Source organism: Ferrovibrio sp. GW821-FHT12F09 (genome assembly GCF_058806775.1).
In genome coordinates, this window is sequence record NZ_JBXAPZ010000002.1 from 1,361,807 (window position 1) to 1,385,655 (window position 23,849).

The window sequence follows — 23,849 nt, forward strand, 5'->3', positions numbered from 1 at the left end:
ATGCTGCACAGCGAAAGGGCATTACCGGGAGTGCCTCAACAATCGGCAAAGACTCCCTTGACCGGAACACACATACCATGGTCAGCTTTCATTAGAGGTCAAACAATGACAAGGGGGAGTGCCATGCGTTCGCGTCAATTCCATATGCTCGTTTCCGCCATCGGTCTGAGCATCGGACTGGGTCTGCTGGCTGGCGCCGCCACGGATGCCGCCGCCCAGGACAAGAAAGTCTTCAAGATGGTGCCGCATTCCGGCCTGCGCATCACCGACCCGATCATCACCACCGCCTTCATCTCCCGCAACCACGGCTACATGATCTACGACACGCTGTTCAGCGTGGACGACAAGATGGCCGTGAAGCCGCAGATGGTCGACAAATATGAGGTCAGCGGCGACAAGCTGACCTACAGCTTCACCCTGCGCGACGGCCTGAAATTCCACACTGGCGCGCCGGTCACCTCGGCTGACGTGGTTGCCTCGCTGACCCGCTGGGGCAAGAACGACGCCATGGGCCAGAAGCTGTTCAGCTACACCAAGGAACTGGTGGCGGTGAACGACAAGACCTTCCAGCTGATCCTCAAGGAGCCCTACGGCCTGGTGCTCGACTCGCTGGGCAAGCCCAGCTCGAACGTGCCCTTCATCATGCCCAAGGCGATGGCCGATACCCCGGCCAACCAGAATGTGCCGGATGAAATCGGTTCCGGTCCCTTCCGCATGGTCAAGGCCGAATTCCAGCCCGGCGTGAAGGTGGTCTACGAAAAGAACCCCGACTACAAGCCGCGTTCGGAGCCGGCCAGCAGCCTGTCGGGCGGCAAGGTCGTCAAGGTCGACCGCGTCGAGTGGATCACCATGAGCGATGCGCAGACCTCGACCAATGCGCTGCTCAAGGGCGAAATCGACATGATCGAGCAGGCCTCCTATGACCTGCTGCCGGAGCTGAAGAAGTCGAAAGACGTGGTCATCAAGGACCTGCTGCCGCTCGGCATGAACTACATGCTGCGCATGAACTGGCTGCAGCCGCCGCTGGACAACGTCAAGGTCCGCCAGGCGATCCTGCATGCCGTCTACCAGGAAGACTACCTGGCGGCGCAGATCGGCGATCCCGAGTATTATAACGTCTGCGGCGCCTTCTTCGGCTGCTCGACCCCGCTGAAGACCGATGCCGGCGCCGTCGGCGTCAAGAAGCCCGATATGGCGCTCGCCAAGAAGATGCTGGCCGAGAGCGGCTACAAGGGCGAGAAGATCGTCATCATGGCCCCGACCGACCTGAACAGCATCAACCAGCTGCCGCTGGTAACCACCGCGGCACTGAAGTCGATCGGCATGAACATCGACATGCAGTCGATGGACTGGCAGACCCTGGTGGGCCGCCGCGCCAAGATGGACCCGATCGATCAGGGCGGCTGGCATATCTTCCATACCGCCTGGGGCACTGCCGACATGATGAACCCGATCGCCAATGCCGGCGTGAAGGGTCTGGGCAAGGTCGGCGGCTTCTTCGGCTGGACTGAAGATGCCGAGATCGAGAAGCTGCGCGACGCCTATGCCCGCGAGACCGATCCGGCGAAGCAGAAGGCCCTGGCCGAAGCCGTGCAGAAGCGCGCCTACGAGCAGGTCATCTACATCCCGCTGGGCGAATACCACCAGGTCAGCGCCATGCGGAAAAACGTCGAAGGCACGCTGCAGACTCCGGCGCTTGCCCTGTGGAACGTCGAAAAGAAGTAATCTCCAAGCATGGCATAGTTGTTGCGTAGCGTTTTTCCATGCTTCGTCTGATTCTTTCACGTCTGGTGGCCGCCATCCCCGTCATGGGGGTGGTGGCCATTTTCGTTTTCCTTCTGCTGCGCCTGAGCCCGGGCGATCCGGCGGCGATCCTGGCCGGCGACACCGCCACCCCGGACATGATCGCGGCCATCCGCAGCGATCTTGGCCTCGACCGCCCGATCCCGGAGCAGTTTGTCACCTGGATCGGTCAGCTGGTGCAGGGCAATCTGGGCCATTCGGTCTTTTCCAAGCAGCCGGTCACCACCCTGATCGGCCAGCGCGTCGAGCCGACCCTGTCGCTGGCGCTGTGCACACTGCTGTTTGCCATCATCGTCGCCGTGCCGACGGGCATTCTCGCCGCCTGGAAACAGGGTAGCTGGCTGGATCGCGGCATCATGGCCGTCTCGGTGGCCGGTTTTTCCATCCCGGTCTTCGTGCTGGGCTATGTGCTGATCTTCATCTTCTCGATGAAACTCGATCTCCTGCCGGTGCAGGGCTTCTCGAGCCTGCGCGACGGCCTGCCGGGCTTCCTGGCCCGCATCGCCCTGCCCACCGTCGCGCTCAGCTTCATCTATATCGCGCTGTTCGCCCGCATCACCCGCGCCGCCATGCTGGACGTGCTGGGCGAGGATTACATCCGCACCGCCCATGCCAAGGGCCTGAAGGATCATGTGGTGCTGGTGAAGCATGCGCTGCGCAATGCCGCCATCCCGATCGTCTCGGTGATCGGCATCGGCTTCGCGCTGCTGATCGGCGGCGTGGTGATCACCGAAACCGTGTTCAACATCCCCGGCATCGGCCGCCTGGTGGTGGATGCCGTGCTGGCCCGCGATTACCCGATCATCCAGGGCGTGATCCTGCTGTTCTCCGGCATCTATGTGCTGATCAACCTGGCGATCGATATCGCCTATGTGCTGCTCGATCCCAGAATCAGGTACTGATGCCGCGCCTTCTCCATCACCCGGCCTTCCGCAATCCGTCCGTGCTGATCGGCGGCGGCATCCTGGTCGTTCTGCTGATCGTCGCACTGCTGGCGCCCCTGCTCACGCCATTCGATCCCAGCCAGATCGCGCCGCGCTTCCGCCTGCGGATGCCGTCGGGCGAATTCATGATGGGCACCGACATGCTGGGCCGCGATGTCTGGACCCGCGTCGTGCATGGCGGCCGCGTTTCGCTGCTGGTCAGCACCGTGGTGGCCATCACCGCGATCTCCATCGGCCTGACCATCGGCCTGGTCGCCGGCTATATCCGCTGGCTCGACGGGCCGGTGATGCGCGCCATGGACGGCCTGATGGCGATCCCCGGCATCCTGCTGGCCATCGCGCTGGTCAGTTTGAGCGGCGCCTCGCTTTCCACCGTGATCGTCGCCATCGTCATTCCGGAAATCCCGCGCGTTGCCCGACTGGTCCGCGGCGTGGTGCTGTCGATCCGTGAAGAGCCCTATGTGGAGGCCGCCGTTGGCCTGGGTACGCCGACGGTGAAAATCCTGATCCAGCATATCCTGCCCAACACCATCGCGCCGCTGATCGTGCAGGGCACCTATATCTGCGCCTCCGCCATCCTGACCGAATCGATCCTCAGCTTCCTCGGCGCCGGCCTGCCGCCGGAAATCCCCACCTGGGGCAACATCATTGCCGAAGGCCGCTCGGTGTTTCAGCGTGCGCCCTGGATCATCCTGTTCCCCGGCAGCTTCCTCGCCTGCACCATCCTGGCCGTCAATATCCTCGGCGACGGCCTGCGCGACACGCTCGATCCGCGCATGAAAAAGCGGCTGGGGGCCTGAACCAATGCCCGAAGCCATGCCTGCACCGGTCCTCAGCGTCAAGAATCTGTCCGTCGCCCTGCCCAAGGGCGGCGACCGCGGCCTGGCCGTTCAGGGGGTCAGTTTCGAGGTCATGCCCGGCGAGATCGTCTGCCTGGTCGGCGAAAGCGGCTCAGGCAAATCGGTCACCGCCAGCACCGTGATGGGGCTGGGCAGCCTGCCCATCGTCAGCGGCGAAATCCGCCTGGAAGGCGAGAATCTGCGTGAAGCCTCCAAGGCGCGCCTGCGCGACCTGCGCGGCAGCCGCATGTCGATGATCTTCCAGGAGCCGATGACGGCGCTGAACCCGGTGCATCGGGTTGGCGAGCAGGTGGTCGAGCTGCTGAAAGCCCACCACTGGACCGGCCGCGGCGTCAGCCGCGAAGAGCGCGTGCAGCAGCTGTTCGCCGACGTGCATCTGCCCGATCCCGAGCGCCTGTTCAATTCCTATCCGCACCAGCTTTCGGGCGGCCAGCGCCAGCGCGTGATGATCGCCATGGCACTGGCGCTGGAACCGGCCCTGCTGATCGCCGACGAGCCGACCACCGCCCTGGACGTGACCACGCAGGCCCAGATCCTGACCCTGCTGCGCGAGCTGCAGCAGAAGCGCGGCACCGGCGTGCTGTTCATCACCCATGACTTCGGCGTGGTGGCCGATATCGCCGATCGCGTGGTGGTGATGCGCTACGGCGAGGTGGTGGAAAGCGGCAAGACCGAGGACGTGCTCTACCGACCGCAGCATGACTATACCAAGATGTTGATCAAGGCCGTGCCACGGCTGAAACCCCGGCAGGCGACGCCGATCACCGCCGAGCCGGTGCTGACGGCGGAAAACCTCAGCAAGCTCTATGTCAGCCGCAGCATGTTCAAGGGCACCCGCGAGGTGCGCGCCGTCGATGGCATCCAGCTGCAGCTCTACAAGGGCCAGACGCTCGGCATCGTCGGCGAAAGCGGCTCGGGCAAATCGACCGCGGCACGCTGCGTCGCCCGCCTGATCGATCCCACCGGCGGCAAGGTGCTGCTGGACGGCACCGATATCGCCCATATGAACGTGCGCAAGCTGCATCCCTACCGCCGCCGCATCCAGGTGGTGTTCCAGGATCCGTATCGCTCGCTCAATCCGCGCCGCACCGTCGGCCAGTCGCTGATCGAGGGGCCGCTGAATTATGGCATCTCGAAAAAGGAAGCCTTGGACCGCGCCCGCCGGCTGCTGAACATCGTCGGCATCGACGTCAATGCGCTGGAACGCTATCCGCACCAGTTCTCCGGCGGCCAGCGCCAACGCCTGGCCATCGCCCGTGCGCTGGCCATGGAGCCGGAAATCCTGGTCGCCGACGAGGCCGTATCGGCGCTCGACGTTTCGGTGCAGGCCCAGGTGCTCGACCTGCTGGAAAGCATCCGCGACCAGTTCGGCATCAGCATCCTGTTCATCACCCATGACCTGCGCGTTGCCGCCCGGCTGTGCGACCGCATCGCAGTGATGCAGCGCGGCAAGATCGTGGAATTCGCCGAGACGGCGCAGCTGTTTGCCGCGCCCCAGCATGAATACACCCAGCAGCTGTTCGCCGCCCTGCCCGGCCGCGACTGGCTGGAGGCCGAACGCAGCAACTGACCGCAGCGGCCGTATCCACTGCGACGCTGTCAGGGGAGGATACGATGACCACGCTGGCCGATACCCGGACTGCCGATCTGGCCGATGCCGTGCAGTCCCTGCGCGACGAGGCCGTGCAGATCCTGTCCGATCTGGTGGCTGAACCCTCCCTGCTGGGCGATGAGGCCGGGGCCCAGGCCCTGGTGCGCGGCCATTTCGAGACTATGGGCCTGCGGGTGGATGAATTCGCCATCGACGAGGCAAAGATCAAGGACCATCCGGGCTACTCGCCCTCCATCGTGTCTTACGACGGGCGCCACAACATCGTCGGCGTGCATGAGCCCCGCCATGGCACCAAAGGCAAATCGCTGATCTTCAACGGCCATATCGATGTGGTGCCCGTCGGCGCCGAGGCACTGTGGACCCGACCGCCCTTCGAGCCCTGGGTGGACGGCGACAAACTCTATGGCCGCGGCGGCGGCGACATGAAATCGGGGATCGTCGCCTATATCGTCGCCATGAAGGCCCTGAAAAAGCTGGGCGTCGAGCCCGCCGCCAACGTGATCCTGCAATCTGTCGTCGAAGAGGAATGCACCGGCAATGGCGCGCTCGCCTGTCTGGTGCAGGGCTATCGCGCCGATGCCGCGATCATCCCGGAACCCTTCAACGGCATCATGCATGCGCAGATGGGCGTCATGTGGCTGGCGCTGGAAGTGGCGGGCAAGCCGGTGCATGCCTCGGTGGCCCATACCGGCGTCGCCGCCATCGATTTCGCCCTCTACATGTTCGGCGAACTGAAGAAACTGGAGCATAAGTGGAATGCGCCGGACGGCCGCCATGCGGAATACCACGCCCATGAGCATCCGGTGAATTTCAACCTCGGCAAGATCCAGGGCGGCGAATGGGCCTCCTCGGTGCCGACGGCTTGCCGTGCCGATATCCGGCTCGGCTTCTATCCCGGCATCACGCCGACGGAAGTGCGCGAGACGGTGGAAACCCTGCTCGCCGAGGCCCATCGCCAGCATCCGCAGAACAACAGCATCGAGTACAAGGTGATCTACGAAGGCTTCCAGGCCGAAGGCTTCGTGCTCGACATCAACACGCCGATGGTCACCACGCTGGCCGACTGCCATCGCAGCGTCGCCGGCAGCGAGGTCGAGTTCAACGCCTTCACCGGCACCACCGATGCCCGCTTCTTCAATCTCTACGGCAACATCCCGGCCACCTGCTATGGCGCGAAGGCCGCCAATATCCACGGCATCGATGAATGGGTATCGATCGACAGCATGATGGAAGTTGCCACCGTGCTGGCGCTGTTCACCGCACGCTGGTGCGGGCTCAATCGGCTTTAAGACACAAAAAACCATCCGCTCGCGAAGACAGGACTCCGCCATGACCGATCTGCATGACCTGACCGCCCATGACCTGTGGATGGGCTATCGCACCGGCAGTCTCTCGCCGGTGGAGGCGACCAAGGCCGCGCTCAAGCGCATCGAGGCCTGGGAACCGAAGATCAACGCCATGTATATCATCGATGCCGAGGGCGCGCTGGCGCAGGCCAAGGCCGCCGAAAAACGCTGGAAGAACGGCGAAGCGCTCGGCCCGCTGGACGGCGTGCCGATCACGCTGAAGGAAAACATCGCCACCAAGGGCGTGCCGACGCCGATCGGCACGGCTGCTGCCATCCTGACACCCAGCCCGGTGGATGCACCGCCCGCCGCCCGCGTGAAGGAAGCCGGCTGCGTCATCCTGGGCAAAACCACCATGCCCGATTTCGGCATGCTGGCATCGGGCGTCTCCAGCCTGCACGGCACCTCGCGCAATCCGTGGAACCTGAAGCGCAACACCGCCGGTTCCTCCTCCGGTGCCGGCGCCGCCATTGCCGCCGGCTATGGCCCGCTGGCGCTCGGCACCGATATTGGCGGTTCGGTGCGTCTGCCAGCCGCCTATAACGGCATCTTTGCGCTCAAGCCCAGCCTGGGCCGTATCCCGATCAATCCGCCCGCGCTCGGCCGCGTCACCGGACCGATGACGCGCACGGTAATGGACAGTGCCATGCTGATGAATGTGCTGACCCTCCCCGATGGCCGCGATTACATGGCGCTGCCCTATCAGGAACTGGATTACCCCAAGCTGCTGGATGGCGAGACCAAGGGCCTGAAGATCGGCCTGCTGCTGGATGCCGGCCTCGGCACACCGGTGCAGCCAGCAGTGAAGGATGCCGTGCTGCGGGCGGCCAAGCTGTTCGAAGCTGCCGGCGCCATTGTCGAGCCGGTGAAACCCTTCATGACCCAGGACATGGCCAACGGGCTCAACACCTTCTTCCAGTCGCGCGCCTATACGGATTTTTCGGCCATGTCGCCGGAACGCCAGGCCAAGGTGCTACCCTATATCGCCAAATGGTGCGGGATGGCGGCCGACTATACGGCGGTGGATGCCATGCGCGGCCTGGGCCAGGTCTTTGCCCTGCGCGAGGCCACCGTGGCGGCCACCCTGCCCTTCGACTACGTGCTGTCGCCGACCTCGCCGATCACGGCCTATGATGCCGAGGAAGCCGCGCCCGGCAACGACCCGCAATACAAGTCGGAACATATCCGCTTCACCGCGCCCTTCAACATGTCGGAACAGCCGGCCGCCTCGATCTGCGCCGGCTACGATGCCGACGGCCTGCCCATCGGCCTGCAGATCGTCGGCCGCCGCTTCGACGATGCCGGCGTACTGCGCATGGCCCATATCTACGAGCAGATGCGGCCGGCGCTGCGGCCCTGGCCCCAACCTTGAACTTGGCCGCAGCCCTGAACCGGCCGGCGGACACGACCCGACTGGACTTGTATATACAATTGAACCTATACTCCGCCGCAGCCATGGCTAGGCGGGGAAAACCGGATGCCCGGGGCAGGTTCAGCAGCAGCGCATAACGGCCCGACGCCACGCTATCGCCGGGTCAAGGAATTCATCGTCCGCCATCTGGAAGCGGGCGACTGGCGCGCGGGCGACCAGGTGCCGTCGGAAAGCGCACTGGTCAAGCAGCTGAAGGTCAGCCGCATGACCGTCAACCGGGCGCTGCGCGAACTGACCCATGAAGGCCTGCTGGTGCGGGTACAGGGCACCGGAACCTTCGTTGCCGAAAAGCGCCCGATCTTCAACCTGGTCGAACTGCGCAACATCGCCGAGGAAATCGCCGAACGCGGCCAGCGCCACACCGCCCGTGTCGAGCTGCTGAAAAGCGAAAAGGCCCTTGCCGAAGTGGCGCGTGACCTGGGGCTCAGCCCGGGCGTCCCCGTCTATCATTCCGTGCTGGTTCACATGGCCGATGGCGTGCCGCTGCAGGTGGAGGACCGTTTCGTCAATCCGGCCACGGCGCCAGGCTACCTGGCCGCCGATTTCACCGCGCTGACGCCGAACGAATTTCTGATGCAGGCGGCGCCCGCCACGGAAGTGGAGCATATCGTCGAAGCCACGATGCCCGATGTCCGCATCCGCAAGCTGCTGAAAATGGTGGCTGCTGAGCCCTGCCTAAGGTTGCGCCGCCGCACCTGGTCCGGCGCGCAGATCGTGTCGGCGGCGACGCTGTATTACCCGGGCCATGCCCATCGCTTTGCCACCCGCTTTTCCTATCGCGCCGACGGCACGTCGAAGCGCACCCATCTGTAAGCACGAGGCCCGCATGTCTGCCGACAATCGCCGCGACAACACCCGCGTCATCCGCAGCCCCCATGGCAGCGATCTGCACACCAGCAACTGGCAGATCGAGGCGGCCTATCGCATGCTGCGCAACAACCTCGATCCCGATGTGGCCGAGAAGCCGGAAGAACTGGTGGTCTATGGCGGCATCGGCCGCGCCGCCCGCAACTGGCAGGCCTTCGACCAGATCCAGAAAGCGCTGACCACGCTGAAGCCTGATGAAACCCTGCTGATCCAGTCGGGCAAGCCGGTCGGCGTGTTCCGCACGCATGAAGACGCGCCGCGCGTGCTGCTGGCCAATTCCAACCTGGTGCCGGAATGGGCCACCTGGGAGCATTTCCACGAACTCGACCGCAAGGGTTTGATGATGTACGGCCAGATGACGGCCGGCTCGTGGATCTATATCGGCAGCCAGGGCATCGTGCAGGGCACCTATGAAACCTTCGTCGAAATGGGCCGCCAGCATTATGGCGGCAACCTGAAGGGCCGCTGGATTCTCACTGCCGGCCTCGGCGGCATGGGCGGCGCCCAGGCTCTGGCCGCCACCATGGCCGGCGCATCGATGATCGCCATCGAATGCCAGCCCTCGCGCATCGAGATGCGACTGCGCACCGGCTATGTCGATGCCCGCGCCGATACGCTGGACCAGGCGCTGGTCATGCTGGAAGACGCCCGGAAAGCCGGCAAGGCGATCTCCATCGGCCTGCTGGGCAATGCCGCCGAATTGCTGCCCGAGATGGTGAAGCGCGGCATCCGCCCCGATGCCGTTACCGACCAGACCAGCGCCCATGATCCGCTGAACGGGTATCTGCCGGCGGGCTGGACGCTGGAACAGTGGGAAAAGGCCAAGGCCACCGATCCGCAGGGCGTGGTCAAGGCGGCGAAAGCCTCGATGGCCGCCCATGTGCGCGCCATGCTGGATTTCCAGAAGCTGGGCATCCCCACCTTCGACTACGGCAACAACATCCGCCAGATGGCCAAGGAAACCGGTGTGGCGGAAGCCTTCGATTTCCCCGGCTTCGTGCCGGCCTATATCCGGCCGCTGTTCTGCCGCGGCGTCGGGCCGTTCCGCTGGGTGGCGCTGTCGGGCGATCCGGAAGACATCTACAAGACCGATGCCAAGGTGAAGGAGCTGATCCCCGACGATGCTCATCTGCATACCTGGCTCGACATGGCGCGCGAGCGCATTCACTTCCAGGGCCTGCCGGCGCGCATCTGCTGGGTCGGCCTGGGGCAACGCCACCGCCTCGGCCTCGCCTTCAACGAGATGGTGAAAAACGGCGAACTGAAAGGCCCTGTCGTGATCGGCCGCGATCACCTGGATTCAGGCTCGGTTGCCAGTCCCAATCGCGAGACCGAAGCGATGAAGGATGGTTCGGATGCGGTCTCCGACTGGCCCCTGCTGAACGCCCTGCTGAATACGGCGTCGGGCGCCACCTGGGTCTCGCTGCATCATGGCGGCGGCGTCGGCATGGGCTTTTCCCAGCATGCCGGCGTGGTCATCGTCGCCGATGGCACCGAGGCCGCGGCACGCCGGCTGGAACGGGTGCTGTGGAACGATCCGGCCACCGGGGTGATGCGCCATGCCGATGCCGGCTATGACATCGCGGTGAAATGTGCCCGTGAACAAGGCCTTAACCTGCCCTTCCTGCCCGATTAAACGGCAACAGGGCGATCATCCCAAGGTTCGCAATTCTTAACCTGTCGGGGCCCTCCGGTTCTGCGCTATGCTGCACGAAACGTTGAGGGCCTCCCCATTAATCCGCTTGCGATCCTGCATCCGTCCAACCGTCGCGTCCTCACCACCGGCGGTGGCGTCGTTCTGATCCTGCTTGTGCTGGGCTATGTCGGCTATGCGCTGCGGCCCGGCAGCAGCAGCGCCGATACCACCTATTACACGCCCGGCGTAACGCCCAAGCGCGAAGACTGCGTGATGGCGAAAATGAAGAACTACGCCAAGCTGGACAAGATGGTGCTGCAGAGCATTGCGGCCGAGTGCGAACTGACGGTGCAGAGCATCGAAGGCCACGAAACCCTGCGCAAAGCCTGGGAACAGCGCCAGGCCGTTCGCGATGCCGCCCCCAAACCCGCAGCAGCCGAACCGACCGCTCCGGCCGATGCCGACCGCGTGCGCCGCGTCTGGCGCTGACGCGTCAGGACGTCAGCTCGGCGCTTTCGCAATCCGGCCAGTCGGAACCAGCCGGCACCCGGGCAGCCCGGAACGGCGTGCCGGTTTCCACATGGCGATATTGCATCTGGTCGCCTTCCAGGCGGTCGACAATATAGCGATGGCGGATATCCCTGCGCGCGCCATCGAGCATATGTACATGGGTGGCCAGGATATTGCCTGCGAATGACCAGCGGCCAACCTGGTGCTCGGTATGCTCCAGCTTGCAGTCCTTGAAATACCGGAACTCGATGGCGAAATAGCCATCCGTCCGGCGGTCGGACAGCCACTGCACGAACAGGCCGTCACGGGTCTTGCGCTCGCCATACCAACTGCCGGACAAATCCTGCGCGATCGCCGGCCCTGCAAACAGACCAGCCAACAGGATCGCCAGAAGAGCGCGGCGCAATAGCCGGTATTCCATCTTCTCTCCGGTGGCGCTAATGCGCGCCGGCAAACTGGGTGCGCACCAGATCAGCGAACAGGCCGCCCTGGGCCGCCAGCTCGTTGAAACTGCCACGTTCGACCACATGACCGTCCTTCAGCACCAGGATCAGATCGGCCTGTCGCACCGTGGCCAGCCGATGGGCGATGATGAAGGTGGTACGGCCCTGCATCAGGGCATCCAGCGCCTTCTGAATACGCGCCTCGGTCGCTGCATCCAGCGCTGAAGTCGCTTCGTCCAGGATCAGCACCGGCGGATTCTTCAGCAGCGCACGCGCAATCGACAGGCGCTGGCGTTCACCACCGCTCAGGTTCACGCCACGCTCGCCCACCATGGTGGCGTAATCATGCGACTGCCGCATGATGAAGTCATGGGCTTCGGCCAGCTTCGCCGCCTGCTCGACCTCGGCATCGCTCGCTTCCGGCCGTCCGACCCGGATATTGTCGGCAATCGAGCGATGGAAGACCGCTGAATCCTGGAACACCACGCCGATATTGCGGCGCAGGCTTTCCAGCGTCATGTTGCGGATATCGATACCGTCGATGGTGATGCGGCCGGACTGCGGATCCCACAGGCGGCTGAGCAGCGCCATGGTCGAGGTCTTGCCCGATCCCGTCGGGCCAACCAGGGCTACGGTCTTGCCGGCCTCGATCTCAAAGCTGACATCCACCACGGCCGGGCGCTTGTCGTCATAGGACAGCGTCACATGCTCGAAGGCCACGGCGCCCTTCAGGCTGCCGACATCGCGTGCATCGGGGGCGTCATGCACGGCGGACGCGGTATCCAGCACCTGGAAGAACTCGCCCAGCGAATGCATCTGGAAGAACATGCGGCTGACAAAGCCCATGGCGGCTTCCAGGCGGCCGATCAGCATGGTGGCAAAGCCCATGAAGGTGACGATCTCGCCCACGCTGGTCTTGCCGTGCAGATGCAGCCAGCTGCCGAGCACGAAGATCGAGATGATGGTGATAGTGGCCGCCATGCGGCTCAGCACCGTCATCAGCGCCCAGAGGTTGAGCACCGGGAACTGCGCCTTGAGCAGGCGTTCCATCACATTGGCCAGCTCGCGCCCCTCCAGTGCCAGGCGCACGAAGCTCTGCACCAGCACCACATTGCCGAGCGCGTCACCGGCACGCGCCGCCAGCTCGGAATGATAGGCCTCGACCTTGCCCTGGGCCTTCTCGGTTTTGGCCACCACGATGGCGCTGACCAGGGCAAAGATCACGATCAGGCCGATCAGCAGCAGGCCGAGCCGCCAGTTCAGGTACAGCGACAGCGGCAGCAGGGCCAGCACGGCAACGAAAGTGGAAAGATGCTCGCGGAAGAAGGCGAGCCACAGGCCGAACAGGTTGTCGGCGCCGTTGAGCATGATCTTGAGCAGCGTGCCGGAATGGGTGGCGCTGTGGAACGCGACCGGCAGGCTGAGCACATGCTCGAAATACAATGCCATGGTCGCGAGCCGCCGGCGATGCGCCAGACGGTCGGCATGCAGCGCCACCAGGATGCCGGCGAAAATGCCGCCCAGGCCGGCCGCACACCAGAGCAGCAGCAGCTCGATGGTCCGGGCCCAGCTCTCGTCCGGTGTCAGGCCCGCCGTATTCGACATCACGTCGATGATGCGGCCAAACAGCAGCGGCTCGATGAAGCCGACGCCGGCCAGGCCGATATTGGCGAGCGCCAGCATCACGGCCAGCTTGCGCTCCGGCTTCAGCAGCCCGAGCACGCGGGCATAGATATGGACAAAGCTCATGGGGGTAAATATGCGCCGGCCGGAACAAGATCGCTAGGTCTTGCCCAACGGATCAAATCCGCGATAGTGCCCGGGCATCTCCTGGAGAATCGACGATGACCGCCCCTGCGTCCGCCCGCCTCGAAGCCTGTCTCGCCCGCATCGCAGACCCGGCCGGGGAAGGCAGCCGCGTCTTTACCAAAACCTATGCCGAACCGGCCCGCGCGGCGGCTGCCGCCTCGGATGCCCGGGCAAAACTGGGCCAGAGCCTGGGTCCGCTGGACGGCCGCATCGTTTCGATCAAGGACCTGTTCGACGTGCCGGGCGAGCCGACCACGGCGGGCTCGAAGCTGCTGCGCGATGCCAGCCCCGCCACCGCGGAAGCGCCGGCCATCGCCCGCCTGCGCGGTGCCGGCGCCGTCATCATCGGCAAGACCAACATGACCGAATTCGCCTTCTCCGGCGTGGGCATCAATCCGCATTACGGCACGCCAGGCAATCCGGCCGACCGCGCCCGCATCCCCGGCGGCTCCAGCTCGGGCGGCGCGGTTTCGGTGGCGGACGGCATGGCCGAGATCACCATCGGCTCGGATACCGGTGGATCGACCCGCATCCCGGCGGCGCTGTGCGGCATCGTCGGCCTCAAGCCCAGCCAGTATCGCGTGCCCACCGAGGGCGCCTTCCCGCTCTCCTTCTCGCTCGACAGCATCGGCCCGATGGGCAGCAGCGTTGCCGATTGCGCCGCGGCCGATGCGGTGATGGCCGGCGAAATGCCGGCGGCCCTGGACGCCGCGCCACTGGCCGGCCTGCGCCTGGGCATTCCGCGCGGCCTGCTGCTGGAGAATCTGGATCACCAGGTGACCCACGCCTTCGAGGCCGCGCTCGGCCTGCTCGGCAAGGCCGGCGTTGCCTTGAGCGACCAGCCGCTGGCGTTGCTGGCGCCGATGCTGGAGGCAACGGCCAAGGGGCCTTTCGCCGCCATCGAGGCCGCTCATATCCATCGCGACTGGTTCGAGAGCCGCGCCGCCGATTTCGATCCGCTGGTGCGCGGTCGCATCGAACGGGGCCGCAGCATCCCGGCGATGGACTATGTCTTCGCCCAGCGCCGCCGCGTCGCCCTGATCCGGACCATGGATGCCCGGCTGGCGGATCTCGACGCCCTGGTGCTGCCGACCACCGCCATCACCGCTCCCCGGATCGCCGATCTGGCCCAGGACGAGGCCGCCTTTACGGCGACCAACCTGCTGCTGCTGCGCAACCCCAGCATGGCCAATTTCTTCGATCTCTGCGCCATTTCCCTGCCGGTGCCGGCACGGCTGCGGGCCGATGGCCTGCCTGTGGGTCTGATGCTGGTGGCCCGGAATGGCCATGACCGCCGGCTGCTGCGCATGGCGGCTACGGTGGAAACAGCCATGGCCGGCTGATTCATCCTGATAAATCAACATTATATTCTGTTTGACCCGCCTCCGGCATCCGGCTATCGTTCACGCCATGAACGACAAGCCGGACAAATCCGAGGATAGCGGACAGGACGCCGCCACCATGGTGGCGCTGCTGGCTGCCGTGGGCAGCTCGGAGCAGCATACCCAGCGCAGCCTCGCTGTCCGCCTGGATGTCGCGCTCGGCCTGGCCAATGCCCTGCTGCGCCGCTGCGTCTCCAAGGGTCTGATCAAGATCCATAATGCCCCGGCGCGCCGCTATGCCTATTACCTGACTCCGAAGGGCTTTGCCGAAAAAGGCCGCCTGGTGGCCGAGTATCTCGAATCCTCGCTGACCTTTTTCCGGCGCGCGCGCACCCAGTATGAAGAAGCCTTTGTTGCCCTGGCGGCCAAGGGCGTGAAGCGCATCGCCATTGCCGGCAGCGGCGAACTGGCGGAGATCGCCCTGCTGTCGGCCTCGGCCGCCGGGCTGACCGTGATCGCCGTCATCGCGCCCGGCCGTAACGCCGACTTCCATGGCCGCCCCGCGCTGCGCGATCTTGATGCCGCCCTGGCCCAGGGCGCGGAAGCCGTGGTGATCGCCGATTCCGCGAAACCGCAGGCGCTGTATGACCAGATGCAGCCGCGGCTGGCTACCGATCTTCTGGTGGTGCCACGATTGCTGCACGTGACGACGACCAAGCCGGTCGAAGCGGCCGATGAGGAGCGCGCGGCATGATGGCCTGGTACGCGGTCTATACCCAGTCCAGCAAGGAAGCCCTGGCGGCGCAGCATCTGCGCAATCAAGGCTTCGAGGTCTATCTGCCGCAATACCAGAAACTGCGGCGTCATGCCGGCCGCACCGAGATCGTGGCCACGGCGCTGTTCCCGCGCTACCTGTTTGCCGGCATCAACATGCAGCAGCAGCGCTGGCGCTCGGTCAACGGCACGGTCGGCGTCATTGGCCTGGTGATGAGCGGCGACCGCCCCCTGCCGGTGCCCGATCCCGTGATGGCCGAAATCAAGTCGCGCGAGGACGAAAAGGGCTTCATCCGCCTGAACGGCCCGGTCTTCCAGCGCGGACAGGCCCTGCGCATCACCGAGGGGCCGATGGCTGACACCCAGGCCCTGTTCGAGGAAACCGTCGACGGCAACCGGGCTATCCTGTTGATATCCCTCATGGGGCGGATGGTTCGGACCAAAATGCCGCTCCGCCAGATCGAAGCCGCCTGATCCGCCGCCGGACAGGCTGGTCAGCCGCCCGATTCGGGCTTATAAGCCGCCGCCATGAGTAAACCAGCTTCCGCCCCCGTCGCCGCCCCCAAGGTCGGTATCGTCAGTCTTGGCTGCCCCAAGGCCCTGGTGGATTCCGAACGCATCATCACCAAGCTGCGGTCGGAAGGCTATGCCATCTCCGGCTCCTACGATGCCGCCGATGTGGTGCTGGTGAATACCTGCGGTTTCCTCGACAGCGCCAAGCAGGAATCGCTGGAAGCCATCGGTGAAGCCATGCGCGAGAACGGCCGCGTCATCGTCACCGGCTGCATGGGCGCCGAGGCCGACAAGATCCGCGGCATCTTCCCCGATGTGCTGGCCGTCACCGGTCCGCAGCAATACGAGGCCGTGGTCAATGCCGTGCATGACGCCGCACCGCCGATGCACGATCCCTTCATCGACCTGGTGCCGCCGCAGGGCATCAAACTGACGCCGCGGCATTATGCCTACCTGAAGATTTCCGAAGGCTGCAATCATAGTTGCAGTTTCTGCATCATCCCGTCCATGCGCGGCAAGCTGGCGAGCCGGCAGTCGAACGACGTGCTTTACGAAGCCGAGCGCCTGGTCAAGGCCGGCGTGAAAGAACTGCTGGTGATCTCGCAGGACACCTCGGCCTATGGCGTCGACATCAAGCATGCCGAAAGCCAGTGGCGCGACCGCAAGGTGAAAGCCCGGCTGACCGAACTGGCCGATGCCATGGGCAGCCTGGGCGCCTGGGTGCGGCTGCATTACGTCTATCCCTATCCGCATGTGGACGAGATCATTCCGCTGATGGCGGAGGGCAAGATCCTTCCCTATCTGGACATTCCCTTCCAGCATGCCGAGCCGCGCGTGCTGAAAAGCATGCGCCGGCCGGGCAATCAGGAAAAGGTGCTGCAGCGGATCAAGAGCTGGCGCGAAATCTGCCCGGACCTGTCAATCCGCTCGACCTTCATCGTCGGCTTCCCCGGCGAGACCGAGGCCGATTTCGAATTCCTGCTGCAATGGCTGGAAGAGGCCGAGCTGGACCGCGTCGGCTGCTTCAAATACGAGAATGTCGAAGGCGCACGCGCCAACGACCTGCCTGATCATGTGGACGATGACGTGAAGCAGCAGCGCTGGGAGCGCTTCATGGCAACCCAGCAGAAGATCAGCGCGCGCCGTCTCAAGCGCCTGGTTGGCCGCACCCTCGATGTGCTGGTCGACGAGACCAAGCGCACCACCGCCACCGGCCGCAGCTTTGCCGATGCGCCGGAGATCGACGGCATCGTGAAAATAAAAAATGCCGCCGATGTGAAGGTCGGCGACATGATTAAGGTGAAGATCGAGAAGGCCGGGCCTTACGATCTGAACGGCAGCGCCATCTCCTAAAGACCGATTCCCTCGCGCTCGGCCCAGGCCTGGAAGCCCATCAGGGCCCAAAGCTGCCAGCTGGTATCACGATGGCCGCTGTCCAGATCGGCAACCCATTGCTGCACCGGTGCTGCATGGAACAGGCCCTGGCGCTTCAGGCGCTGCGGATCGCTGGCCGCGCGCAGACGATCGCGCAGGCTGGTTTTCAGCCAGTCGGCAATCGGCATCTCGAACCCTTTCTTGGGCAGCTGGAAGACGTCTGCCGGCAGCCGGTCGGCGAAGGCATCGCGCAGGATCGCCTTGCCGCGGCCGGGTTCCAGTTTCCAGGCCCCCGGTATGGCGGCCGCGATATCCGTCAGCTCGCGATCGAGGAAGGGGCAGCGCACTTCCAGAGAATTGGCCATGCTCATCAGGTCGACTTTGCGCAGCATGTCGGCGTTCAGCACCAGTCCCTGCTCGGCATAGAGCATGCGATTGATGTCGTCGCCATCAGCAGCGCCGTGCAGCGCTGCGAAGAGGCTTTCGACACTGGGCTGCGCCGGGGCATCGATCAGCAGCCCCGATAACGCGGGTTCATCCAGCATTTCCGCCCAGCCGGCCTGCCGTGCCACGGCAGCCTTGTCGGCATGGGCCATGAACCGGCGGGCCTGCCGCAGACGCTCAAGCAGCGGATGGCCTTTGCCTTCGGGCAGCGCAGCCAGCGTCGCCCTGGCCATGCCGCGCAGCGGCGCCGGAACCGCCTGCCAGCGTCCGGCCCATAATTCACCCTGATACTTGCGATAGCCGGCAAACACCTCGTCGGCGCCATCGCCCGAGAGCGCCACGGTCACATGACGGCGGGTCTCCCGCGACAGCAGATAGACCGGCAGGGCCGAGCTGTCGGCGAAGGGCTCGTCGCAGGCGGCGAAAACATCCTCGACAGCAGCACGTGCATCTTCGCTGCCGATTTCGACTTCGGTATGGTCGAGGCCCAGATGCTGCGCCACGCGGCGCGCCGCCGGACGCTCCTCGTAATACTCAGCCGCGCCGGGAAAACCGACGGTGAAGCTGCGCACTTTGCGGCCCTGGCTGGCCAGGGATGCGCAGACGATGGCGGAGTCGATGCCGCCAGAGAGGAAAGCGCCGACCGGCACATCCGAGACCAGGCGTTCGGCCACGGCCGCATCGAAACGCGTCCGGAGTGCGGCGATGGCGTCCTGCCGATCTGTGAAGACCGGCCGCGTGGCTCTGGCCCCGGTATCCCAGCGCTCGATCACCAGACCGGCGGCACTGAAGCGCGCCAGCGAACCCATGGGCAGCTTGCGGGCGGCCTTCAGGATCGTCCAGGGTTCGGGAATGTAGCGCAGGGCGAAATACAGCTTCAGCGCCTGCGGATCGATATCGCCGGCAACATCCATGATGCCGCGCAGCGCGGTCAGGTCGGAGGCAAAGCCGATCCGACCGCCAGTCTGGGCATAGACCAACGGTTTCTTGCCGAAGCGGTCACGCGCCAGCACCAGCTCGCCTTTTGCCGCATCCCAGAGTGCGAAGGCAAACATGCCAGAGAGCCGCGGCAGCAGGTCGCGGCCCCACTGTTTCCACCCTGCCAGCAACACCTCGGTATCCGACCGCGACTGGAAGATATGGCCGAGCCGTTCAAGCTCATGACGCAAGGCTTCGTGATTGTAGATTTCGCCATTGAAGGTGATGACGCGGTCATGCCGCGCCATCGGCTGTACGCCACCCGGCGACAGGTCGATGATCGCAAGACGGCGATGACCGAAGGCGCAGCGCGCATCGGCCCAGGTTTCAGCACCATCGGGACCACGGAAGCGCATGCGCTGCAAAGCCGGCGCCAGGCGTTCGCGCGCATTTGCGCCAACGCCATTCAGATCAACAAGGCCGGCAATGCCGCACATCCGTCATCAATCTCCCTGCATGACGTGGTCGAGAAGCGTGGCAAACTGCACGGCGACGGCGTCGGAGCCATAGGCCGGCGGCAGCAGACTGTCCCTCAGGCTGATTGCGGTGCGCGTCGCTGCGCCCGCCATTGCCGCTGCGAAGGCGGCGTCGAAGCCCGCGACCGTCACTGCACCCGGCGGTGCAACTGCGGCAATCTCGGCAATGCCGCCGGACTCCGGCGTTGCGATCACCGGCGTGCCGCAGGCCAGGGCCTCCAGCGCCACATTCGGCATGCCTTCCCAGCGGGACGGCAGCAATACGGCATCGGCACCGGCAAACCAGGCCGGACTGTCGGTCACAAACCCGGGCAGGTCGAGCGCGACACCATGCTGCTGCGCCAGCGCCTGAAGCGCGGCGCGCTGCGGTCCGTCGCCAAGAATGGTGAGATGGGCATCCGGCAGCTTGCCCAGCAGCGGGATGAGGCGATCGAAGCCTTTCTGCACCACCAGCCGGCCGGCCGCAACGAAGCGCCGCCCCGGGCCGGAACGGCGCTGCGGCGTCGCGGCGAACTGCCGCAGACCGGCGACATCGACAGGATTGGGCAAAATCTCGAGGCGCGCTTCCGGTGTGCCAAGGGCCGCCAGCTCACCGGCCATGCGCCGGGACGTCGCCAGAACGCGATCGGCGCGTGGGTAGAGCCAGCGGTAAGCCTGCCTGGTCATCCACGGCCATGGCGCCTGCGGCAGGGCCAGGCTGGGCAGATTGGCTTCGCGCAGCACCAGACGGCCGGGCCAGAGCGACCGGGTCGCCGCCAGCGCCAGGTTGACGTAGCCAAGGCTGGAGAAGGTCACATCCGGTTGCAGCCGCCGCAGAGCCGCGAGCAAGGCCGGCATAGCCTGCCGCAGACGCGGGCGCTGCAAATCCAGCACCGGCAGGTCAGCCGGCAGCAGGGCCGCCAGCGGGCCGGCGCCATGCAGCAGAACCAGCTGCGGCCGATAACGGGACAGATCGAGACTGCGCAACAGCGTGATGGTGACGCGCTCGGCACCCCCGCCCGCAAGGCTGGGCAGAACTGCAACGACCCTCATCATCGACGGCAACTTTGCTCAGCCATGCAGCCGGCAGTCTCGCAAACTTCCACCAAACACACCACGGCTCAAAGCTGCTGCGCTTGCTATTGACGCTCTCTGCGCATCATCGATAATGGCTGACCTTTTGATCCGGCAGTTCTGATTGACAGCGTATTTCCTACCTTCCGCGGCGCTTTCAAGACCCTGCTTCGCAACGAGTGAGCCATGTCGTCCCCTGAAGCCATTCCCTTCGTCGACCTGAAAGCGCAATACGAAAAACTGAAGCCGCTGGTCGATGCCCGTGTTGCGCAGGTCCTGGCTCATGGCAACTACATTCTGGGTCCGGAAGTTGCGGAGCTGGAGCAGGCCCTGGCGGCCTTTTGCGGCGCTCGTCATGTCATCGGCGTCGCCAACGGCACCGATGCCCTGCAGATGGTGCTTATGGCCAAGGGCGTCGGTCCGGGCGATGCGGTCTTCATGCCAGCCTTCACGTTTACCGCGACCGCCGAAGTCGTGCTGCTGCTAGGCGCCACGCCGGTTTTCGTCGATGTCGACCCGCGCCACTTCAATATCGATACAGACTCGGTGGAAGCCGCGCTGAAAACTGTCCGGCAGGCCGGCAACCTGCGCCCGCGTGCGATCATCGCCGTCGACCTGTTCGGCCTGCCGGCCAATTATCCCGCGCTCAATGCGCTCGCCGAACGCGAAGGCATGTTCGTGCTGTCCGATGCGGCACAGAGCTTTGGCGCGATGCAGAACAACCGTCATGTCGGCACCCTGGCGCCAGTGACCACGACCAGCTTCTTTCCGGCCAAGCCGCTGGGCTGCTACGGCGATGGCGGCGCCATCATGACCGACGATGACAGCCTGGCCCATATCCTGCGCTCGATCCGCGCGCATGGGAAAGGCGATGACAAATACGACATCGTGCGGGTTGGCGTGAATGGCCGCCTGGATACCCTGCAGGCCGCCATCCTGCTGGCCAAGCTGCCGAGTTTTGCCGATGAACTGGTGGCGCGCGAGGCGCTGGCCACGCGATACGATGCGGGTCTTGCCAGCGTGGTGACGACGCCCCGGCGCCTGGACGGGCATCGCAGCGCCTGGGCGCAGTATTCGATCCTGACACCCGAGCGCGACGCGCTGGCTACGAAGCTGAAGGCAGCCGGCATTCCGACCGCGGTCTATTATCCCCGCCCGATGCATCTGCAGCCTGCCTATGAGACCTTTGGCGCCGGTGCCGGGTCGCTGCCGGTCAGTGAGCAGCTGAGCCGCGACATTCTCAGCCTGCCCTTCCACCCATTCATGCCGGATGCCGTGGCAGACCGGATCATCGCGGCTGTCCGCCTCGCGGCCTGACGGATCAGGACTGACGACCGGCGGCAACGCCGCGAATGATATCCATTTCGGCATCGATCCGCTGACGCCAGCCGGGAATGAATGCGGCAGCCGCATTGGCCGTCGCTGCTGCGCGCTGACGACGCTCGTCCGGATTGGCATGCAACCGGGTGATCGCGGCACTCAGGCCGGCGCTGTCGGCTGCCGATGCAATGCGCAGGGCCGTATTGTCCGGCATGTAAAGTTCGGTCAGGACATCCACGCCGGTTTCCGGCTGGGCGGCCGGAAACACCATGCACAGACCCAGCCGCATGGCTTCCAGATTGGCGACACTGAGATTGCCGAAGCGATTCATCGACACATAGATGTCGATCTCGCGCAGCAGTTTCAGCACCACAGGATGTGGAACGCGGGAAACAAAGGTCACGCAGTCGGCTGCGCCGGCCGCCTGCGCAACGGCGCGAAGATCGGCTTCACGGCTGCCGGCGCCGATAAAAACCGCGTGCAGGCCCGGCGCTTTTTTCCAGGCATCAAGAAAGCCGGCGAGAAACTCATCGCAGCCCTTGCTCCATTCGAGCTTGCCAAGAAACCCTACGGTGGTTGCCCCATCCGGCTTGCGGAACGGCAGATCCGAACTGCCCGTGTCGGCTGGCGGCAGATCGACGCCATTGACCAGCGCATGGCGCGGCACCGCCGGATGCAACGCCGTTTCGAGCCAGGTTTCGATGCCGCTGGAATCCTGTGTGCAGATCACGGCGGCATAGGGCGCGCGATAGCACCAGCGCAACAGCACGGCAGCCGGCCGCCGTGCCACCAGGGCTTCGCGCATGGCCGGATAGACGCCCATGACGCGGAACACAACCGGTGCCGTCGCCCAGCGCGCCAGCACACCGGCAATCCAGGCATTGCCGTGGTCGATATAGATCAGGTCGGGCCGGAACTGACGCACTTCACGCAGAATCAGCCAGGCCTGGCGCACCTCGGTCAGGATGCGTCCCAGGCGACCGAGCCAGGCCGGATAACGTTCCGCGCCGGCCAGCACCCGGCCTTCGGCCGGCAGGCCGGCACAGGCCAGATCGGTATCGTCCCGGCGCTGCCAGCTGCCATGCCCGGGCTTGCGGGCAAGGATCAGGCGCAGCGGCTTTGCCGTCCGCGCCAGTTCCTCGATGATCTTGAAAATGGTGGGAACGCCGGATGGCGCCCAGACCCCGCGACTGAGGCTGGTCTCCAGGCCGCTGAACAGCCGGGCGACATAGAGCACTTTCATCGGGCTTGTTTCAGCACGGCCAGAATTTCGCCGGCAGCATCGCCGCGACCGAATAGCGGCGGCGGGGACGCCGCAGGCCGCTCGGCCGCCGCCTGCAGGATGCTGTCTGCCACCAGAGCCTCGTCACCCTTGGGCATCAGGCGATTCCAGCCTGCCGCGACGGTTTCGACCCATTCGGTTTCATCGCGCAGCGTGATGCAGGGCGTTGCACCGAAGAAGGCTTCTTTCTGCAAGCCGCCGCTATCCGTCGCCACCGCCGCAGCGGCACTGACCAGGCCGATGGTTTCGGCATAGGGCAGCGGGTCGGTGATCCGGATACCCGGACCGGGGCGGATATCGAGACGGGCAATGGCCTGGCGTGTGCGCGGATGGAGCGGCAGCAGCACCGGCATGGTTTGAGCAACACGGCTCAATGCCGCGAACAGGAAGGCCAGCCGCGCCGGATCGTCGGTATTCTCGGCGCGGTGCAGCGTGACCAGAATGAAAGGTCGCCCGGACAAACCGTGCTTTGCCGTTGCCGCCTGCGCATCCGCGTGGTCGCGATAGTAGAGGAAGCTGTCATACATGACATCGCCGCAGACATGCACGCCCTGATCGCGGCCTTCGCGCCGCAGCTGGTCTGCCGCACCCTGCGACGGGCAGAACAGCAGATCGGACAGGCGATCGGTCACGACGCGATTGATCTCTTCCGGCATGGCCCGGCGGAAGCTGCGCAGACCCGCCTCGACATGGGCCAGCGCAATACCGGCCTTGGCGGCAACCAGTGCCGCCGCCAGGGTGGAGTTGGTGTCGCCATAAACCAGAATCAGGTCCGGCGCCAGATCGGGCAGAGCCGCCTCCAGGCTGGCCATGATAGCACCGGTCTGCGCGCCATGAGAGCCGCTGCCGACATCCAGATTCAAAGCCGGTGCCGGAATGCCCAGATCGCGGAAAAAACTGCCGGACATCGCATCGTCGTAATGCTGGCCGGTATGGATGATGGTTTCCCGCAATCCCCCCATATCAGCAGCACGCAGGCGGCGCGAGAGGGTTGCGGCCTTGACGAATTGCGGCCGCGCGCCGACCACGGTAACGATATGTGTCATTGCTC

Annotated in this window: 20 protein-coding genes; 14 read left to right on the forward strand and 6 right to left on the reverse strand. The window is 65.0% G+C overall.

All coding sequences use genetic code 11. The features are described from left to right. Positions 1-123 precede the first annotated feature (123 nt). The 9 genes from AC1ROB_RS19685 to AC1ROB_RS19725 all read left to right on the forward strand — a co-directional run bounded on the left by AC1ROB_RS19685 (position 124) and on the right by AC1ROB_RS19725 (position 10,989). Positions 124-1,725, forward strand: a complete 1,602-nt coding sequence (locus AC1ROB_RS19685) for an ABC transporter substrate-binding protein (protein WP_492969409.1) — start codon at positions 124-126, stop codon at positions 1,723-1,725. 38 nt (positions 1,726-1,763) lie between these two features. Then, positions 1,764-2,705 (forward strand): ABC transporter permease, encoded by a 942-nt coding sequence (locus AC1ROB_RS19690; RefSeq protein WP_492969408.1) that lies wholly within the window; start codon positions 1,764-1,766, stop codon positions 2,703-2,705. Further along, positions 2,705-3,547: an ABC transporter permease gene (locus tag AC1ROB_RS19695; protein WP_492969406.1), complete on the forward strand. Its 843-nt coding sequence runs from the start codon at positions 2,705-2,707 to the stop codon at positions 3,545-3,547. The genes AC1ROB_RS19690 and AC1ROB_RS19695 overlap by 1 nt, the downstream gene beginning before the upstream one ends. 16 nt (positions 3,548-3,563) lie before the next feature. After that, positions 3,564-5,177, forward strand: coding sequence for an ABC transporter ATP-binding protein (locus tag AC1ROB_RS19700; RefSeq protein WP_492969405.1), 1,614 nt, complete (start codon positions 3,564-3,566; stop codon positions 5,175-5,177). Between the two features lie 44 nt (positions 5,178-5,221). Then, positions 5,222-6,508, forward strand: a complete 1,287-nt coding sequence (locus AC1ROB_RS19705; RefSeq protein ID WP_492969404.1) for a M20 family metallopeptidase — start codon at positions 5,222-5,224, stop codon at positions 6,506-6,508. Between the two features lie 40 nt (positions 6,509-6,548). Continuing rightward, positions 6,549-7,937 (forward strand): amidase, encoded by a 1,389-nt coding sequence (locus tag AC1ROB_RS19710; protein ID WP_492969403.1) that lies wholly within the window; start codon positions 6,549-6,551, stop codon positions 7,935-7,937. Between the two features lie 105 nt (positions 7,938-8,042). Next, entirely contained in the window at positions 8,043-8,810 is a 768-nt protein-coding gene (hutC, locus tag AC1ROB_RS19715) for a histidine utilization transcriptional repressor HutC (protein ID WP_492969402.1), read from the forward strand. 13 nt (positions 8,811-8,823) lie between these two features. Continuing rightward, the gene (gene hutU, locus AC1ROB_RS19720) at positions 8,824-10,500 is read left to right on the forward strand and encodes a urocanate hydratase (protein WP_492969401.1); all 1,677 of its coding nucleotides are present in this window, start codon (positions 8,824-8,826) and stop codon (positions 10,498-10,500) included. Between the two features lie 174 nt (positions 10,501-10,674). Continuing rightward, complete coding sequence (locus AC1ROB_RS19725) at positions 10,675-10,989, forward strand: hypothetical protein (RefSeq protein WP_492969400.1); 315 nt, start codon at positions 10,675-10,677, stop codon at positions 10,987-10,989. Positions 10,990-10,993: 4 nt separating this feature from the next. Here AC1ROB_RS19725 and AC1ROB_RS19730 read toward each other — a convergent pair whose 3' ends face one another. Continuing rightward, complete coding sequence (locus AC1ROB_RS19730) at positions 10,994-11,431, reverse strand: hypothetical protein (protein WP_492969399.1); 438 nt, start codon at positions 11,429-11,431, stop codon at positions 10,994-10,996. A gap of 16 nt (positions 11,432-11,447) precedes the next feature. Continuing rightward, complete coding sequence (locus AC1ROB_RS19735; protein WP_492969398.1) at positions 11,448-13,202, reverse strand: glucan ABC transporter ATP-binding protein/ permease; 1,755 nt, start codon at positions 13,200-13,202, stop codon at positions 11,448-11,450. A gap of 95 nt (positions 13,203-13,297) precedes the next feature. On the opposite strand from AC1ROB_RS19735, the gene AC1ROB_RS19740 reads away from it, so the two are divergent. From AC1ROB_RS19740 to rimO, 4 genes are all read left to right on the forward strand, one after another. Further along, on the forward strand, positions 13,298-14,605 hold the full coding sequence (locus tag AC1ROB_RS19740; protein WP_492969397.1) for an amidase: 1,308 nt from the start codon (positions 13,298-13,300) through the stop codon (positions 14,603-14,605). A gap of 67 nt (positions 14,606-14,672) precedes the next feature. Continuing rightward, positions 14,673-15,338 carry a hypothetical protein gene (locus AC1ROB_RS19745; protein ID WP_492969396.1) on the forward strand — a complete coding sequence of 222 codons (666 nt, stop codon included), beginning with the start codon at positions 14,673-14,675 and terminating at the stop codon, positions 15,336-15,338. After that, positions 15,335-15,832, forward strand: a complete 498-nt coding sequence (gene nusG, locus AC1ROB_RS19750; protein ID WP_492969395.1) for a transcription termination/antitermination protein NusG — start codon at positions 15,335-15,337, stop codon at positions 15,830-15,832. Before AC1ROB_RS19745 ends, nusG begins: the two co-directional genes overlap by 4 nt. 54 nt (positions 15,833-15,886) lie before the next feature. After that, positions 15,887-17,224 carry a 30S ribosomal protein S12 methylthiotransferase RimO gene (rimO, locus tag AC1ROB_RS19755; RefSeq protein ID WP_492969394.1) on the forward strand — a complete coding sequence of 446 codons (1,338 nt, stop codon included), beginning with the start codon at positions 15,887-15,889 and terminating at the stop codon, positions 17,222-17,224. On the opposite strand, the gene asnB is transcribed toward rimO, so the two are convergent. After that, positions 17,221-19,104 carry an asparagine synthase (glutamine-hydrolyzing) gene (asnB, locus tag AC1ROB_RS19760; protein WP_492969393.1) on the reverse strand — a complete coding sequence of 628 codons (1,884 nt, stop codon included), beginning with the start codon at positions 19,102-19,104 and terminating at the stop codon, positions 17,221-17,223. The genes rimO and asnB overlap by 4 nt on opposite strands. 6 nt (positions 19,105-19,110) lie before the next feature. After that, complete coding sequence (locus tag AC1ROB_RS19765; protein ID WP_492969392.1) at positions 19,111-20,178, reverse strand: glycosyltransferase; 1,068 nt, start codon at positions 20,176-20,178, stop codon at positions 19,111-19,113. Positions 20,179-20,382: 204 nt separating this feature from the next. Here AC1ROB_RS19765 and AC1ROB_RS19770 point away from each other — a divergent pair, with 204 nt between their 5' ends. Further along, positions 20,383-21,513: a DegT/DnrJ/EryC1/StrS family aminotransferase gene (locus tag AC1ROB_RS19770; protein WP_492969391.1), complete on the forward strand. Its 1,131-nt coding sequence runs from the start codon at positions 20,383-20,385 to the stop codon at positions 21,511-21,513. 4 nt (positions 21,514-21,517) lie between these two features. On the opposite strand, the gene AC1ROB_RS19775 is transcribed toward AC1ROB_RS19770, so the two are convergent. Together AC1ROB_RS19775 and wecB are read right to left on the reverse strand one after the other, a co-directional pair. After that, complete coding sequence (locus tag AC1ROB_RS19775; protein ID WP_492969390.1) at positions 21,518-22,759, reverse strand: glycosyltransferase; 1,242 nt, start codon at positions 22,757-22,759, stop codon at positions 21,518-21,520. After that, positions 22,756-23,844, reverse strand: a complete 1,089-nt coding sequence (wecB, locus tag AC1ROB_RS19780) for a non-hydrolyzing UDP-N-acetylglucosamine 2-epimerase (protein WP_492969389.1) — start codon at positions 23,842-23,844, stop codon at positions 22,756-22,758. Before wecB ends, AC1ROB_RS19775 begins: the two co-directional genes overlap by 4 nt. Between the last annotated feature and the right edge of the window lie 5 nt (positions 23,845-23,849).

What these genes read in the sequence shown, in the direction of transcription:
- AC1ROB_RS19685 (WP_492969409.1), top strand. Translation starts at nt 124, where the DNA reads ATGCGTTCGCGTCAATTCCATATGCTCGTTTCCGCCATCGGTCTGAGC.
- AC1ROB_RS19690 (WP_492969408.1), top strand. Translation starts at nt 1,764, where the DNA reads ATGCTTCGTCTGATTCTTTCACGTCTGGTGGCCGCCATCCCCGTCATG.
- AC1ROB_RS19695 (WP_492969406.1), top strand. Translation starts at nt 2,705, where the DNA reads ATGCCGCGCCTTCTCCATCACCCGGCCTTCCGCAATCCGTCCGTGCTG.
- AC1ROB_RS19700 (WP_492969405.1), top strand. Translation starts at nt 3,564, where the DNA reads ATGCCTGCACCGGTCCTCAGCGTCAAGAATCTGTCCGTCGCCCTGCCC.
- AC1ROB_RS19705 (WP_492969404.1), top strand. Translation starts at nt 5,222, where the DNA reads ATGACCACGCTGGCCGATACCCGGACTGCCGATCTGGCCGATGCCGTG.
- AC1ROB_RS19710 (WP_492969403.1), top strand. Translation starts at nt 6,549, where the DNA reads ATGACCGATCTGCATGACCTGACCGCCCATGACCTGTGGATGGGCTAT.
- hutC (WP_492969402.1), top strand. Translation starts at nt 8,043, where the DNA reads ATGCCCGGGGCAGGTTCAGCAGCAGCGCATAACGGCCCGACGCCACGC.
- hutU (WP_492969401.1), top strand. Translation starts at nt 8,824, where the DNA reads ATGTCTGCCGACAATCGCCGCGACAACACCCGCGTCATCCGCAGCCCC.
- AC1ROB_RS19730 (WP_492969399.1), bottom strand. Translation starts at nt 11,431, where the DNA reads ATGGAATACCGGCTATTGCGCCGCGCTCTTCTGGCGATCCTGTTGGCT.
- AC1ROB_RS19735 (WP_492969398.1), bottom strand. Translation starts at nt 13,202, where the DNA reads ATGAGCTTTGTCCATATCTATGCCCGCGTGCTCGGGCTGCTGAAGCCG.
- AC1ROB_RS19740 (WP_492969397.1), top strand. Translation starts at nt 13,298, where the DNA reads ATGACCGCCCCTGCGTCCGCCCGCCTCGAAGCCTGTCTCGCCCGCATC.
- AC1ROB_RS19745 (WP_492969396.1), top strand. Translation starts at nt 14,673, where the DNA reads ATGAACGACAAGCCGGACAAATCCGAGGATAGCGGACAGGACGCCGCC.
- nusG (WP_492969395.1), top strand. Translation starts at nt 15,335, where the DNA reads ATGATGGCCTGGTACGCGGTCTATACCCAGTCCAGCAAGGAAGCCCTG.
- rimO (WP_492969394.1), top strand. Translation starts at nt 15,887, where the DNA reads ATGAGTAAACCAGCTTCCGCCCCCGTCGCCGCCCCCAAGGTCGGTATC.
- asnB (WP_492969393.1), bottom strand. Translation starts at nt 19,104, where the DNA reads ATGTGCGGCATTGCCGGCCTTGTTGATCTGAATGGCGTTGGCGCAAAT.
- AC1ROB_RS19765 (WP_492969392.1), bottom strand. Translation starts at nt 20,178, where the DNA reads ATGATGAGGGTCGTTGCAGTTCTGCCCAGCCTTGCGGGCGGGGGTGCC.
- AC1ROB_RS19770 (WP_492969391.1), top strand. Translation starts at nt 20,383, where the DNA reads ATGTCGTCCCCTGAAGCCATTCCCTTCGTCGACCTGAAAGCGCAATAC.
- AC1ROB_RS19775 (WP_492969390.1), bottom strand. Translation starts at nt 22,759, where the DNA reads ATGAAAGTGCTCTATGTCGCCCGGCTGTTCAGCGGCCTGGAGACCAGC.
- wecB (WP_492969389.1), bottom strand. Translation starts at nt 23,844, where the DNA reads ATGACACATATCGTTACCGTGGTCGGCGCGCGGCCGCAATTCGTCAAG.